Genomic DNA, 14533 nt, shown 5'->3' with positions numbered 1-14533 from the left:
TTGTAGAAGTAGCTTGATTTCTAGCTTGTTCTATAACTTCCGAATTTGTCGATAGGGATAAGTTCAGGATTTAAGTTTTCTACTCGTCTCCCTGGAGATAGAGATCCCCTTTAAAAAGGATGGAAAACTTCAGTCATCAGTCATCAGTGAAAAGTTTTTAGTTTTTATTAACTCGTAGAGACGTTGCATGCAACGTCTCTACACTGATCACTGATTCAGGTTAACTGCGGGTTGCTAATTGACGTTCTGGAAGGGTTGTATATTCTGCAACCAATTGTCGAAATTGTTCCCCATCTAAGGTTTCTATTTCTAACAATAATTCTACCAAATGATCCATTAACATTCGATTGTGACGAACAATTTCTCGCGCTTGTTCATAACATTCAAAAGCCAGATCTCGAATCAGATGATCAATTTTGGTCGCCACTTCTTCGGAATATTCCGACTGAGAGGGAAATCCTCGCCCTAAAAACACTTCTCCCGATGGACTTTCTAAAGCGACTAACCCTAACTCTGACATTCCGTAACGAGTTACCATTTCCCGTGCTAAATTTGTCACCGTTTGAATATCATTACTCGCACCAACGGTAACTTCTGAATCTCCAAACACTTCAATTTCTGCTGCTCGTCCCCCCAAACAAATTATAATTTGATCGATTAACCAGGATTTTGTATATAACCCACTATCAACCATTTCTTCATTAAACATTTGTTGAGCAAAACCGCCAATTCCCCCAGAACGTGGGATAATTGTCACCTTATTTAACGGATCGGAATTTTTCAACAATGTCATTAATAAAGCGTGTCCGATTTCGTGATAGGCAATCAACCGCTTTTTCTTACTATCTAATAACGGGGTTAACGCTAACCCAATCGTAATCCGATCAATCGCATCATCAATTTCTAAAGGAGTAATCGCTTCCTTCCGACGTCGGGCGGTTAATATTGCCGCTTCATTGAGTAAATTCGCTAAATCTGCGCCCGATAATCCCGGAGTTCGACGGGCGATCGCATCTAAAGAAACCTCCTCAGATAACTTCTTATTGCGGGCGTGAACTTTGAGAATTCCTAAACGACCATTAAAGGTGGGTAAATCCACCATAACTTGCCGATCAAATCGACCTGGACGTAATAACGCCGCATCCAAAACATCAGGACGGTTGGTAGCAGCAATCACAATAATTCCCGTATTGCCTTCAAACCCATCCATTTCTGTTAATAATTGGTTTAGGGTTTGTTCGCGCTCATCATTTCCTCCCCCAATTCCGGCGCCGCGTTGACGTCCGACCGCATCAATTTCATCAATAAAAATTAAACAAGGAGAATTTTCCTTAGCTTTTCTGAATAAATCCCGCACCCGTGAAGCGCCAACCCCCACGAACATCTCCACAAACTCTGACCCAGAAATACTAAAAAACGGAACTCCGGCTTCTCCAGCAATGGCTTTAGCTAATAAGGTTTTTCCCGTTCCCGGTGGCCCAATTAACAATACCCCTCTGGGAATTTTAGCCCCAATCGCGGTAAAACGTTCCGGTTGCTTCAGGAAAGTGACAACTTCTTGCAATTCTTCCTTGGCTTCTTCCACCCCAGCGACATCTTCAAATAATATGCCCGTTTTGGCTTCCATCTGGAATCTAGCCCTAGATTTGCCAAAATTCATCGCTTGGCCCGATGCTTGGGTAGACCGTCGCAGAATCATTAATAAAAATGCCAATACGCCAAAAATAATTAGCATATTGATAATTAACCCCATCGCCGCACTATTATCAGCCGTAGGGCTAACTCCATACTCAACATTATTCGCCCGAATTTGCTGCATTAATTCCGGGTTTTGTTCAAACAGCGAAACCAGATACACCGAGGGTGGCTTTTTATCTTTGTCAGCCTTTAAGGTGACTTTCGCCATTTGGCGCGAGGGATCTTCTTCAATTTTTTGGACGTCCCCAGCCTCAATTTTCTGCAACAGTTGACTATAGGTTAGGGTTTTTGGGGTGTTATTGGCGAAGGCGGGAGTCCCCAACAGTACACTCTGGGCAATGATCCAACTCCCCAAAATCCGCCCCACTCGTTTCCCGATGATGGTTTTTTGAGGGATTATCTGTTTGGCATCTAACCACCCCATCCCGGCTTTGATCCAAGACCTCTTCATATCAACTCTACCTTTTCCTGTTGCTATGTCCCAACTGTTAAGACAGTGGGGGTAAATCTAGTTTAACGCTCTGACGTTGGGATGAGCGGTCAAGAGTGGAAATATTAGATTTAGCCCTGAGAAGGTTTCACAGCTAATCGTTGACGAGTTCACTCTTACAAGGGTATAAAAAGGTTTGATGCGATCGCTCTTATCCAATGGAAGAAAGAAAAATCTTGATCACAACCAAGACATACCCTAGGATTAGCAAAACATACAGGGAGAATGAAAACCCAAAAGAGAACTAAAAAATCTAAATCAAACAAGGGACTTATCCTAACTTTTGGATATGGAAACCGAAAAAACCATGATCAATTTTTAGAATACCTGGACAAATATCAGGTTAATTTCGTAATCGATGTCAGAATAAGTCCCCGTGCTTGGAGCTATAATTGGCACCGGAATAAATTACAGGAAGTCTGTGAAACTCATAACGTCCAATACATCTCTAAAACGGCTTTAGGTAATACATCAGGTAAGCAAAACTGGATTCCACCCGACCGAGAAGAAGCCGAGTTCGCGTTACAAGAAGTTGCGGAACTTGCTGAAAAAGGAACGGTTTTATTATTGTGTGCTGAAATGAATTTTCAGCGATGTCATAGAACTGATGTAGCCAGCCAACTTAATCAATTAATTTCTAATAGCCAGATTGAACATTTGGAATAAAACCCCTCATCTATAATCAGGGGGTATTTTTTATAGATTTCTATAAAACTAACAATTTGAAGCTTTAATAACCTGATTTCTACCGTTTTGCTTGGCTTGATAAAGAGCTTGATCGATTGCTATTAACAGGGGAGTTAATGCTCCATTATATTCTTGAGTAAACGTTCCTACACCCAAACTAATTGTATAATAAATCAATCCCTCGTTAGCGGGATTTTCCTCAACGGTAGTTCGCAGTCTATTGGCAAGGAGGAATGCTTCTTGAAGATTTGTCTGGGGTAACAAAATTAGAAATTCTTCCCCTCCCCAACGACTGAGGAGATCCTGAGATCGGAGATTTTCTTTTAGTATTGTTGTTAAGTGTTTTAACACTAAATCTCCTCGATCATGCCCATAGGTATCATTAATTAATTTGAAGTAATCCACGTCAAGCATAATCAGTGAAAATGGAATTTGACTGCGATTAAATCGAGCAATTTCATGTTCTAAATACTGTTGCATTGCTCTACGATTAAAGGTATTTGTTAAAAAATCGAGAGTTGCTAATTGATTAACATCATGATATAATCGTTGAGTGATCATCATAATAAAACCAGTATTCCGCAGGTAGTCAAACAAAAATATAGACCAAATTGTGGTTATATTAACTGAATTAGACTCCAGTAAAGCCTTCGTATTAGTTAGGGGAAGCATAATAGCTCTGAAGAGTAAAAAAATTATATTAAAAATAAATGAAATGCAAATAAAAACAGATGACGCATAGAGAGACTTTTCTCGGAATTTAATTAAAAAATAAATAGCCCAACAATAAGAAATTATGGAGGTAAAAATTATACCCATATTTCGGATAATAAAATCATTTTTGATATAGACAAAATAAACTTGGATCACTAAGCAGACAGAGGCTAAAGCAATAAAAAAAAAGGAAGGGGGTTTTTTATTTAAAAATTTTATAATACCAACGGTGTAAAGAATTTGAGCATATGTAATCAACAAATTGCCCAAAAACCGAAGATTCAATGCAATTAATGGATTAGATAAAAGGGGACGAATCGGAAACAACAAAAAGCCGAGTGCTGATAATAAAGTGCCAATCGTATAAATCCCAATTCCTTGATATTTCCTCGTTAAAAAGAAGAAAAAAATCAAAGTAATTGATTGTAAAATAGATGCTGCACTGACCATGACGGACATTGTGCTAATATCAAGACGCATAATAAAATCTCCGAATTGATAGTTAAGAAAGGCAGCTATCACGGAAGTTTAAATTAAGGCTAACACAGAAACAGGTGAACCAGAACCACCTGTGAGCCTGATAATTCCTAGAATTAAAGTAATTTCAGTAGCAGGAAGTTGATCAAGATTCGTCAGATTTTCTAACACAAAACCGTTGTTTTTTAAAATTAGTTTATTAGTTATAAAACTATCATCAAAACCCGGATCAACGCCATGAGTATCAATTCCTACTCCCCTAATATGTCGCTGTTCGATTAAAAATTGAGTCGCCTCACTTCCAAACCCTGGAAAGTGCAATTTTCCCTGTTGATCAACATTCAAAAAAGCCACAGGATCAGGCCATTTTTCTTGCCAACCTGTATAGAGTAAAACCATACTATTTTCTGGAATAATCTGATGCTGTTTTTCCCAAGCTTCAATATCATTTAGAGTTAAAATTGAGTCAGGATTTAAGATGGTTTTTTCTCGAATATCAATCACAACGGTGGGAAGAATACAAGACTCCGGGGAATATTCATCAATTCCAATTCCATCTTCATAAAAACTTTTGGGAGCGTTCAAATGAGTTCCGCTATGTTCTCCCATAGAAAACCTTCTTAAATAATAGCCTGATGTCGAAAAATCTGCAACGGTTTCTATTTGAACCGGAGGATCACCAGGCCATAAAGGAATATTAGGATCAATATTATGGGTTAAATCAATAATTTTGCGGTAATTAATCGTTTTCATCATTCTAATAATCCCATGAATATCTCCTTAATTATCCTTCTCCCTGTCTTCGTCTCTTTGTGTCTTAGTGCCTTTGTGTTTTATTATTTCATCTTAACCTTGAGTTCTAATCCATTGGTTAAGAGTTTTATAAATATTCGTTAATCCTTGAAGATGCGATCGCGGAGAACGCCCATACAAAAAATCATGAAGACTAATTTGATAATTCTGTTGGACGGCTAAATCCAACCACAAATTATTATAGGCTTGTCCTTGAATATAATCAGGAATGATATTCGCATAATAAGAGAAACTATCTAAACAAGTATTAAAAAAGTTCTTTCTTCCGCGATATTTTAAATAATTGAGACGAGGTTGAAAAACCGTCAAATTTTCTAAGGCTGTATGCAGAGTATCCGCCAAAGATTCGGGATCAAATGCAGACAATAATCCTGATTCTGGAGGAACTATTTCATCTTCACCTCTGGCGTATTGATTCAATTCTTGAAAACAAATCACCGGAATATTACAACTCATTGCTTCTGAAATCCTGCGATTTTTTCCTTCTAAAAGAGAACCCAACAGAAACAGTTTAGATCGAGAATAATAAAGGGGCATTTCTTGATAATAGTCAACCTGAGAAATAACCTGAATAGAATCTAAAGAATTGACTAAAATATTTTTAATTTTTTGCCATTCTAATTGAGCTTCTCCACTGAGTAAATGGATGGAATTTAAGTCAAAATAATGTTCTAAAATTAAGGTCATTTTTAAGAGTTTGTTATATTTCTTTCGATAGATTTTTAACGCCTTAGCAATCACAGGAAGATTATTAACAGAAGATAACCGAGACACACACAAAACATCAATATCTTTGATATTAATAGGCTGAGGTGCAATTAAATATTCATGAATAAAATCCGAATCAGAAACCGGAATTAAAACTTTATTCGCCCGTTGCGGATAGGTTTTTCTAAACCAATCTGCACGGGAGGGATTATGATATAAACAAGCATAGGCATCGGCGGTATTAGACCAAGGGTAGGAACACCAGTGAGAATCTGCCATTGAAAAGAAGAAATCAGAAAGTTGAGGTAAAAGTTTATTTAATAAATCGACGGATTCACTAAAATAAAATCCTTTAATAAATTTACCTTCATAGAATAAAGGCGGAAGCACAACCGACAAATTAACGTTTTCAAATCGATCTGCTTCTTGTTCAAAAATTTCATTTGTCCAGCTATCTAAATCTGAGTAAATTTCTTCTAAAGGTTTATAAACTTGGGGATTGTTAAAATATTGGCTTTGACGCTGGTAGTTTCCGATTCCCATAAGATTTTATAACTTTTTTTCTTAGATTTTTTTTAAGAAGGTGGGCATAGCCCACCCTACTTTATGTGAGTTAAAAAGAATGTTGGTTTAACCAATTCAAAATAATAGGATTTACTTGTTCAGGACGTTCATCATGGGGACAATGACCTGTATTTGGAATTGAAATAAACTCAACAGATTCACTGAGATCTGCTAAATCTTGATAAATTTTTGCTCCTGTAATCGGTGTCCAAGGATCAGTTTCTCCCCAAATAATTAATAACGGTTTTTGAATATGGGGTAATAATTCTGAAGGATGGGGGCCGGGAGGGGCGGTTAAAATAGAAGCAAAGACTTGTTGAGCACCGATATCATTAGAAGGAGTATATAATAGGTCTACTAATTCATCGGTAATCGCTTCTTGATTGCCATAAACTTGACGCAATGTATTCCGAATTCGATGCTTTTGTCGAATTTGATTAAACATAAACGACCCAATTATAGGAGAACTCACAAATTTTGTGAATAATCCCATAATTGCCCGTAGGGGGAAATTCAATTCTTCGGGGCGATGATTTAACCCTCCGGCACAATTAAGCAATACAGCCCCAGAGGATATTTCAGGATGCTGGGCAACCATGATTAAACTTAATAATGCCCCGATAGAATTACCGATAAAAATAGCGGGTTGTTTAATGTTTTCTGCCCAAAAATCCGTTAGTAATTCTTCCCATAATTCTAAACTATAATCCAGAATAGGTTTAGCAGAAGCACCAAATCCTAATAAATCTAAGGCAAAAACGCGATACCCGCCCTCAGCTAAAACGGAAATATTCTGACGCCAATGTCCAATAGACGCGCCAAACCCATGAATCAGGACTAAAGGATGTCCACTTCCCTGAACAGTGTACTGAATTTGATGTCCTTTCCATGTCCAGGTTAGGGGCTCAAATCGGGTTGTGGCTATTTTTGGGGGAGTGCTTGCTGTCATTGTATGAAGATTTGTAAACGCTATCTTTCTATAATAGATGAATTTGATGAAGAACCCCAGGATCAGATCCCCCTAAATCCCCCTAAAAAAGGGGGACTTTGATCCCCCTAATTCCCCCTCGTTAATGGAGGTTAGATATTCATTTGCTATTAATTCGACGCAAATTTAACACATCACTGATGTTTTTAACTTGGGTACAAGTGCGTTCAAATTGCTCTCGATCGCAAATTTCAATGCCTAACTCAATTAACGCTGGCGCATCGGGAAATGTTTTAACTTGAGCGCTACAAACGTTAATATTATTATCTTTCAAGCGGGATAGAATATCATTCAAAACTCCCACCCGATCTAAGACTTCAATTGAAATATTGACCGCATAGGTTTGAGGACGTCCGCCATGATAATAATTAGGATTCCAACTCACAGGAACAAAGCGTTCTCCCTCTACTGTTAAGGTATTAGAACATCCTTGTTGATGAATCGAAATCCCTTTTGTTCGAGTCACAACCCCAATAATTGGTTCCCCTGGAATTGGATTACAACACCCCGCAATATGATAGAGTAATCCTTCAACTCCTGTAATCGGAGAATTACTTGCAGAAGAAGAAGGAAGGGGAGACGCCGAAGGCAGATTAGGAACTTGTAAAGAAGTGGTGGTGAGTTCTTGGGAAACCGTTTGAATTTGACTCTGGGATCTGACCACATCCCGCAGACGATTAACAACTAAATTTAAGGTAATTTCCCCATAACCCAATGCCGCTAATAAATCATCAACACTGTGATAATTACAGCGCTTGGAAACGGAAAGCATCGGTTCAGATTTGAGCAGGGATTCAAAGCCATTTTTTCCCATTTCTTTTTCTAATAATTCCCGTCCCCGTGCGATATTTTCATCTCGGTGCGATCGCTTATACCACTGACGAATTCGGTTTTTAGCCGTACTGGTTTTAACGAAATTCAACCAATCTAAACTGGGGCGAATATTTTTCTGGGTTAATATTTCCACAATATCGCCATTTTTTAGAGGTGTATCTAAGGGAACAATTCGATCATTAACTTTTGCTCCCTTACAACGATTTCCCACTTCACTATGAATGCGATAGGCAAAATCAACGGGAGTGGCTCCATGAGTCAATGCCATTACATCCCCTTCGGGGGTAAACACATAAACATCATCAAATTCTAAGTTACTTTTAACACTTTCGAGATATTCGGTAGCATCTTTTAAATCAGTTTGCCATTCCAATAATTGCCGTAACCAGGTGAATTTATCATCCATTCCGGTGACTTGACCTATATTAGAATTGCCTTTTTCTTTATACTTCCAATGGGCAGCAATCCCATATTCGGCAATATGGTGCATTTCTACGGTACGAATTTGGACTTCAACGGGTCTTCCCGTATTACCAATCACCCCCGTATGTAAGGACTGATAACGATTAGGTTTAGGCAGCCCAATATAATCTTTGAAACGTCCAGGAATCGGGCGAAAGGCATCATGAACAATCGCTAAAGTTCGATAACATTCTTCATTGGTTTCAACAATTACCCGTAAGGCAGCAATATCATAAATTTCATGGAACTGTTTCTGTCTCTGGTTCATTTTTTTATAAATGCCATACAGATGTTTAGGTCGTCCACTCACTTCATAACATTTAATGCTTCCTTTCTCCAGTCTGTCTCGGAGAACTTGGGCAAGTTCAGCTAATTTTTCTTCTCGAAAGGCTCGCCGATCAGAGACTAATTCTTTAATATTTTTGTAAGCTTCTGGCTCTAAATATTTAAAGGATAAATCTTCTAATTCCCATTTAAACCGACCAATCCCTAAACGGTTGGCTAAGGGGGCAAAAATTTCACGGGTTTCTAAGGCAATACTGCGCTGTTTATGTTCAGGTAGAAAATCCAACGTTCGCATATTATGCAGTCGGTCAGCGAGTTTAACTACAATCACCCGAATATCTTTCGCCATTGCCAAAAACATTCGGCGAAAGTTTTCCGCTTGGCGTTCTGTGGTGTTGGAAAAATTAAATTTAGACAGCTTTGTTACACCTTCAACCAGATGGCGAACTTCTGCCCCAAAATGCTGTTCTAATTCTTCGGGAGTGACATCAGTATCTTCAATAATGTCATGAAGAAAACCCGCCGCCACCATGGCAGAATCCCCTCCTAAATAGCGTAATAAACCCGCTACGGCAATGGGATGATTGATATAAGGTTCTCCTGATTTGCGATATTGTCCTTGATGCAATTTATAGGCAAATTGAAACGCCCGCACAATTAAATCGCCGTTGGTGGTCGGAGGAGTATCAGATTTGACTAAGGCCGTCGAGATCTCCATACACTGTTGCAGCCAGTCAGGAATGCTGCATTCATAGTCAAGGTCAGTCTTAGAAAGAATTTCAATATTCATGAGAGTTACACCTAAAGGGTAATAATACTGATAAAATGATCAGATAACAGCGAGTTAAGTATCTTTTTTATACCAGTAACAGGGATAAAAATCCTAGCGGGTGAAACGGGTAAGTTTCACGGAGTTGATGGAGTTGTGATCCGGGCTTTCACGCACTGGAGCAAACTGCACTTAACAGAACAATAGCATTCTCTTGAACTCCGCTTAACCTGCACTCAGGAGCAGGTTTGGAGAACAGGAAGAACCGCGAATCCCCTCAAAATCAGCATTTGGTCTTGGGGGGTATGGCGATCGGATTTTACTAAACCCCTGTTGAATCAAGTCTGAATATTTGTCTATTATTTAATAATATAGACAAATTTCTTAACATTATGTTATCAAAATCTACTTGTCAAGCGATCGCCGAGTTCCAAAACAGCTTACAACAGCTTCACAGCACCGCGATCTCAGTCCCTCTTGATCTTAGCGGTTTAAAACAAACTTTTAAACAGCTAAAAATCACCTTTCAAACTCAAATTATGGGGATCAACTCTAGTGATTTTGATCCCCCTGTTGAGTCTATAATTCAATCCTATTTAACCGAAACCCATAAACAGATGCGACTGTTAGAAATGGATCTGAAATTTTTGCAAGCATCCCATCAACCCTCTACTCTCAACAGCCGCCTCACCCCGATTCAAAATCGCCTTAATACTTTATTAAGTTATTGTGAAGATATTTTAGGACAAGGGGTAGGGGGAGTAAGAGGGGGTTAAATCTCTCAGGACTTACGCAAGGACGCTATATATAGTGCATTAAGGATCTGGCATCATTTTTAAGAGAAGCGATCGCCAGATTCGGCATCAAACCAGTGTATCCGTTGGGGCGATAAACTCAACTTTACCGTTTCACCTTCCCAAGTTTGTTGTGCGGGAACCAAAAAACGGATTCTTTGATCGAATTCGGCTATTCTGACATTCAAAAGTTTCTCTTTTCCCAAATCTTCTACTAAAAAAATTTGAGCTTCTAAATGATCAGAATCCTCCCATGTCCCTAGATGGATATCTTCGGGGCGAATTCCTAAGACAATTTTCGAGGGTTGTGTCTTTAAAGGCGGTAAAGGAATTTGAAACTCTCCTAAAATTGCCTGATTATCTCGACAATTTAAGCAGAGTAAATTCATCTGAGGACTGCCAACAAAACCCGCTACAAATTGATTAGCAGGAGCATTATAAATTTCTGAAGGAGAAGCTAATTGTTGTAAATAGCCTTGATAAAGTACAGCAATTTTACTCGATAAAGTCAGGGCTTCTGTTTGATCATGGGTGACATAAACCACAGGTTTTTGTTGAGAATTAAATAATTGTTTTAAATCGGCTCTCACCTGTTCTCGTAATAACGCATCTAAATTACTTAAGGGTTCATCTAATAAAAAAACTTCAGGATTTCTGACTAACGCTCGTGCTAAAGCAACCCGTTGACGTTGACCCCCGGAAAGTTGAGCAGGTTTTCGAGTTAATAAATGTTCGATTTCTAAGCGGTTAGCGACATCATAAACGCGGGTTTGAATCTCAGGGTTTGAAATTTTTCTTAATTTTAAAGCGGTTGAAATATTATCAAAAACGGTTAAATGGGGATACAGTGCATAACTTTGAAAAACCATGGCAATATTCCGTTCACCAGGGGGAACTGTTGTAAGATCTCGATTTCCTAAAATTACTTTTCCCTCGGTCGGTTGGTCGAGTCCTGCAATCATTCTTAATAATGTTGATTTTCCACAACCGGACGGGCCTAATAAGGTTAGGAATTCCCCATCATTGACTTCTAGGGTGATATCTTTAACGGGAATTACTTGATTAGAAAATTGCTTTTTTAAATGTTGAAGTTCCAGTTTAGCCATGATTAATAATCTCCATTAAGTTTAACAATTCTTTAAGGATAAAGTAATGATGTCAGTTTTAACCTTTGACGGCTCCTGCGGTAATTCCTTGAACAATTCGGCGTTGAAAAATTAACACTAAAATTACTAAAGGAAAGGTTCCTGCTAAGGTAGCCGCAGCCATGGGCCCATAGGGAATTTCTAATAAAGAAGCTCCGCCAATTTGTGCTACGGCAACCGGAATCGTATATAAATCTTCACGGGTAATAAAGGTTAAGGCAAAAATAAATTCATTCCAAGCGAAAATGAAAGTTAATATTCCGGTGGTGACTAAGGCGGGAAGGGTTAATGGTAAAACAATATTTAATAGCATAGATATTGTATTGAAGCCATCAATTTTGGCAGAATCTTCTAAATCTTTGGGAAGTTGTTTGAAAAAACTTCTTAAAATTAAAATCGTTAAGGGTAAATTAATTGCTGTATAGGGAATAATTAACGCCAAATAATTATTCCCGACCTGAAAAAATTTAACTAATTCTAACAAGCCCATAAATAACAGAATATAGGGAAATAAGGTGATTAGTAAAATCAACGCTAAAATTAGATTTTCTCCAGGCAGTTTTAATCGAGCTAAGGCATAAGCAGCCGGAGTCCCAATCATTAAACAGAATAAGGTTGAAATCATGGATACAAAAGCACTATTAAAAATATAACGAATAAATTGATTTCCCAAGCTGAAATAATGTTGAAAAGTGAGTTGTTCTAAAGAAGGAAAATAAATATTCGGAACGGTTGAAATCGCAGCATTCGTTTTAAAAGAAGTTAGCAATTGCCAGAAAACCGGAGCTAAACAAAACAAAATTGTGAAAATTACACCCAAGGGGAGTAATATTTTTTTCCACTGAATTGAACTTAAGGCGCTTGAGGGATGAAAAATTGACATTTATTGATCTCCAATCACGTTAACATCAAGTTTAGATAGGAAAAAACCCGCGATACAAACCGCAACGATCAATAATAAAAATGTTACCCCCACTAACGCGGCTCCATAACCAAAATCCAGATACCGTCTAATCGTGGCATAAATATAAATTGAAACGGTTTCTGTTGCTCCTGCTGGGCCGCCTCCGGTCATCACCTGGACTAAATCAAAAATCCCAAAAGCTTGAGCAAATCTAAACAGTAAAGCAATAATAATTTGCGGGGTAATTAAAGGGATAGTGATTTGATAAAAGCTTTGGATTGAATTCGCCCCATCAATAGCATGAGCTTCATATAAATCCTGAGAAATCGATTGCAATCCGGCTAATAAAATAATAGCCATAAATGGGGTCGTTTTCCAAACATCAGCAACAATCATGGCGAACATTGCCCGATTCGGTTCTCCTAACCAAGTCATGGGACTATTAATAATATTGAGGCGTTGCAAAATATCATTGACTACACCATATTGGTCATTAAAAATCCACGCCCAAGCTAACCCCATAACGGCCGTTGGTAACGCCCAAGGAATTAATGCGGTTGTTCTCACAAATCCTCGACCTTTAAAGCTTTGATTCAAAATTAAAGCAATCAATAAACCGAAAATCAATTCTAAGATAATAGAAATACTGGTAAAAACGCTAGTATTCCATAGGGTTTGCCAAAATCGACCATCTCCTAAGAGTCGTTGATAATTACTCAATCCTGAAAAAATGGGTTGTAATTGAGTTCCTAAATTTTGCGTGAATAGACTTAACCAAAATGACCTTAAAATCGGGTAGATAAATACCAAAGTAATCATTAACAAGGCGGGCAAAATTAACAACCATCCGGTTATTTTTTCCTGTTTTTCTAAAGAATTAGAATTCATGTTTAAAATTTACAAGTTAATGTTTAATAAAGTTCGAGTTTCATCGGCGGCGGCTTTCATCGCTTGTTCTGGAGTTTTGCTTCCTGTTAATGCTGCACTCAGATACCGTTGTAAAATATCAGAGGCTTGAGCATATTGAGGAATGGGAGGACGTAAAACAGCGTTTTCAGCCCCCTGTAATAAAGCGGGTAGATAGTTATATTGGTTAACTAAAATATCATCGGTAAATAGGGATTTCCGCGAGGGAACATAACCCGTTTCTAAAAAGTATTGGCGTTGAATAGCTGGTTGATTAAAATATTCAATAACTTGCCAAGCTTCTTGTTGATGTTTTGAACTTTTGGAAATCCCAAATCCCCACCCTCCTAAACAAGCTCCGCTTTGTTTTCCAGGGAGATGCACCATCGGTTGCAGGGCATAATTTCCAGCAATGGAAGAATTAGATGCTAGGGCATAAACGTAGGGCCAATTTCTTAAAAAAAGCGTATTTCCGCTTTCAAATAACCGTCGAGTTTCTTCTTCTCCATAGGTAGTAACGCCAGGAGGAGAAATAGCTTCTTTAATCGTTTGGCGTAAAAACTTAACGGCTTCTATACTTTCAGGCGCATCTAATCCGATGGCTTGGGTTTGAGGATTCACCCAAAATCCTCCATATCCTTGTAAAATTTCAGTGAACATGGCGGCTAATCCTTCGTATTGTTTTCCTTGCCAAACATAACCCCATTTCGCTAAATTTTGGTCTTGAATGGTTTTAGAAATATTGATTAAATCTTCAAAGGTTTTAGGAGGCTTTAATCCCGCTTTTTGTAATAGATCTTTTCGATAATATAGCATTCCTACATCCGTTCTAAAAGGCATTCTGTACAATTTATCTTGATATTTTCCTCCTTCAACGTCGCCCTGAATATAAGCGTTTAATTCCTCAGATTCAACTTTTTCGGTTAAATTTTCTAACCATCCGGCTGCTGCAAATTTCTGTACCCAAACCACATCCATATAAGCCAAATCATAGGGAGAATCCCCTAATAAATAAGCAGAGGTATATAAATCTTCAACAAGATTAGTATTATTAGGGGCTTTAACAACTTCTAAACGGATTTTGGGATGGGTTTGATGGAAGCTTTTGATCATCGGTTCCCATTGGGTTGACTCTAAAGCTTGAACCAGGACTTTAACCGTAACAGGTTGTTGCGAAAATGCGGGTTTAAGGGTTAAGCTACTGATAATAATTACTAGCAATAAAGTTAAACCCCATTGATAAAATAATGAAAATTTAAGCTTCAAAAAAATTGATTTTTTGTTCCTAATGTTAA

The 14533-nt window shown here is 38.1% G+C and carries 12 protein-coding genes; 2 read left to right on the top strand and 10 right to left on the bottom strand.

Going from position 1 to position 14533, the window contains the following annotated elements; all coding sequences use genetic code 11:
* Positions 1-220: 220 nt before the first annotated feature.
* The gene (gene ftsH, locus PL8927_RS12705) at positions 221-2122 is read right to left on the bottom strand and encodes an ATP-dependent zinc metalloprotease FtsH (protein WP_407947406.1); all 1902 of its coding nucleotides are present in this window, start codon (positions 2120-2122) and stop codon (positions 221-223) included.
* Positions 2123-2413: 291 nt separating this feature from the next.
* Between ftsH and PL8927_RS12700 the strand changes: the two genes are divergently transcribed.
* Positions 2414-2854 carry a DUF488 domain-containing protein gene (locus PL8927_RS12700; RefSeq protein ID WP_083621935.1) on the top strand — a complete coding sequence of 147 codons (441 nt, stop codon included), beginning with the start codon at positions 2414-2416 and terminating at the stop codon, positions 2852-2854.
* 48 nt (positions 2855-2902) lie between these two features.
* On the opposite strand, the gene PL8927_RS12695 is transcribed toward PL8927_RS12700, so the two are convergent.
* The 5 genes from PL8927_RS12695 to PL8927_RS12675 form a co-directional block, all read right to left on the bottom strand.
* Complete coding sequence (locus PL8927_RS12695) at positions 2903-4069, bottom strand: GGDEF domain-containing protein (protein WP_197047400.1); 1167 nt, start codon at positions 4067-4069, stop codon at positions 2903-2905.
* Between the two features lie 48 nt (positions 4070-4117).
* On the bottom strand, positions 4118-4822 hold the full coding sequence (locus PL8927_RS12690; protein WP_083621933.1) for a cyclase family protein: 705 nt from the start codon (positions 4820-4822) through the stop codon (positions 4118-4120).
* Positions 4823-4912: 90 nt separating this feature from the next.
* The gene (locus PL8927_RS12685; protein ID WP_083621931.1) at positions 4913-6130 is read right to left on the bottom strand and encodes a glycosyltransferase; all 1218 of its coding nucleotides are present in this window, start codon (positions 6128-6130) and stop codon (positions 4913-4915) included.
* Positions 6131-6200: 70 nt separating this feature from the next.
* Positions 6201-7100 carry an alpha/beta fold hydrolase gene (locus PL8927_RS12680; protein WP_083621929.1) on the bottom strand — a complete coding sequence of 300 codons (900 nt, stop codon included), beginning with the start codon at positions 7098-7100 and terminating at the stop codon, positions 6201-6203.
* Between the two features lie 139 nt (positions 7101-7239).
* Positions 7240-9510, bottom strand: coding sequence for a RelA/SpoT family protein (locus PL8927_RS12675; protein ID WP_083621926.1), 2271 nt, complete (start codon positions 9508-9510; stop codon positions 7240-7242).
* A 371-nt stretch (positions 9511-9881) separates the two neighbouring features.
* Between PL8927_RS12675 and patD the strand changes: the two genes are divergently transcribed.
* The gene (gene patD / locus PL8927_RS12670; RefSeq protein WP_083621924.1) at positions 9882-10265 is read left to right on the top strand and encodes a heterocyst frequency control protein PatD; all 384 of its coding nucleotides are present in this window, start codon (positions 9882-9884) and stop codon (positions 10263-10265) included.
* A gap of 59 nt (positions 10266-10324) precedes the next feature.
* On the opposite strand, the gene PL8927_RS12665 is transcribed toward patD, so the two are convergent.
* The 4 genes from PL8927_RS12665 to PL8927_RS12650 are packed head-to-tail and all read right to left on the bottom strand — an operon-like array spanning position 10325 to position 14504.
* A complete protein-coding gene (locus tag PL8927_RS12665; protein ID WP_083621922.1) occupies positions 10325-11389 on the bottom strand; it encodes an ABC transporter ATP-binding protein in 1065 nt (354 codons plus the stop codon).
* Positions 11390-11447: 58 nt separating this feature from the next.
* Entirely contained in the window at positions 11448-12311 is an 864-nt protein-coding gene (locus PL8927_RS12660; protein ID WP_083621919.1) for a carbohydrate ABC transporter permease, read from the bottom strand.
* Entirely contained in the window at positions 12312-13220 is a 909-nt protein-coding gene (locus PL8927_RS12655; protein ID WP_083621917.1) for a carbohydrate ABC transporter permease, read from the bottom strand.
* Positions 13221-13229: 9 nt separating this feature from the next.
* Positions 13230-14504 carry an ABC transporter substrate-binding protein gene (locus tag PL8927_RS12650; RefSeq protein WP_331281816.1) on the bottom strand — a complete coding sequence of 425 codons (1275 nt, stop codon included), beginning with the start codon at positions 14502-14504 and terminating at the stop codon, positions 13230-13232.
* Positions 14505-14533: the final 29 nt, after the last annotated feature.

The organism is Planktothrix serta PCC 8927, assembly GCF_900010725.2.
In the GTDB taxonomy this organism is placed as follows: domain Bacteria; phylum Cyanobacteriota; class Cyanobacteriia; order Cyanobacteriales; family Microcoleaceae; genus Planktothrix; species Planktothrix serta.
The sequence above is the reverse complement of the archived record's forward strand: the minus strand, read 5'-3'. Positions and strand labels throughout refer to the sequence as shown.

Coding starts and splice junctions, on each gene's coding strand:
- ftsH (WP_407947406.1), bottom strand. CDS start 2,122: ATGGGGTGGTTAGATGCCAAACAGATAATCCCTCAAAAAACCATCATC.
- PL8927_RS12700 (WP_083621935.1), top strand. CDS start 2,414: ATGAAAACCCAAAAGAGAACTAAAAAATCTAAATCAAACAAGGGACTT.
- PL8927_RS12695 (WP_197047400.1), bottom strand. CDS start 4,069: ATGCGTCTTGATATTAGCACAATGTCCGTCATGGTCAGTGCAGCATCT.
- PL8927_RS12690 (WP_083621933.1), bottom strand. CDS start 4,822: ATGATGAAAACGATTAATTACCGCAAAATTATTGATTTAACCCATAAT.
- PL8927_RS12685 (WP_083621931.1), bottom strand. CDS start 6,130: ATGGGAATCGGAAACTACCAGCGTCAAAGCCAATATTTTAACAATCCC.
- PL8927_RS12680 (WP_083621929.1), bottom strand. CDS start 7,100: ATGACAGCAAGCACTCCCCCAAAAATAGCCACAACCCGATTTGAGCCC.
- PL8927_RS12675 (WP_083621926.1), bottom strand. CDS start 9,510: ATGAATATTGAAATTCTTTCTAAGACTGACCTTGACTATGAATGCAGC.
- patD (WP_083621924.1), top strand. CDS start 9,882: ATGTTATCAAAATCTACTTGTCAAGCGATCGCCGAGTTCCAAAACAGC.
- PL8927_RS12665 (WP_083621922.1), bottom strand. CDS start 11,389: ATGGCTAAACTGGAACTTCAACATTTAAAAAAGCAATTTTCTAATCAA.
- PL8927_RS12660 (WP_083621919.1), bottom strand. CDS start 12,311: ATGTCAATTTTTCATCCCTCAAGCGCCTTAAGTTCAATTCAGTGGAAA.
- PL8927_RS12655 (WP_083621917.1), bottom strand. CDS start 13,220: ATGAATTCTAATTCTTTAGAAAAACAGGAAAAAATAACCGGATGGTTG.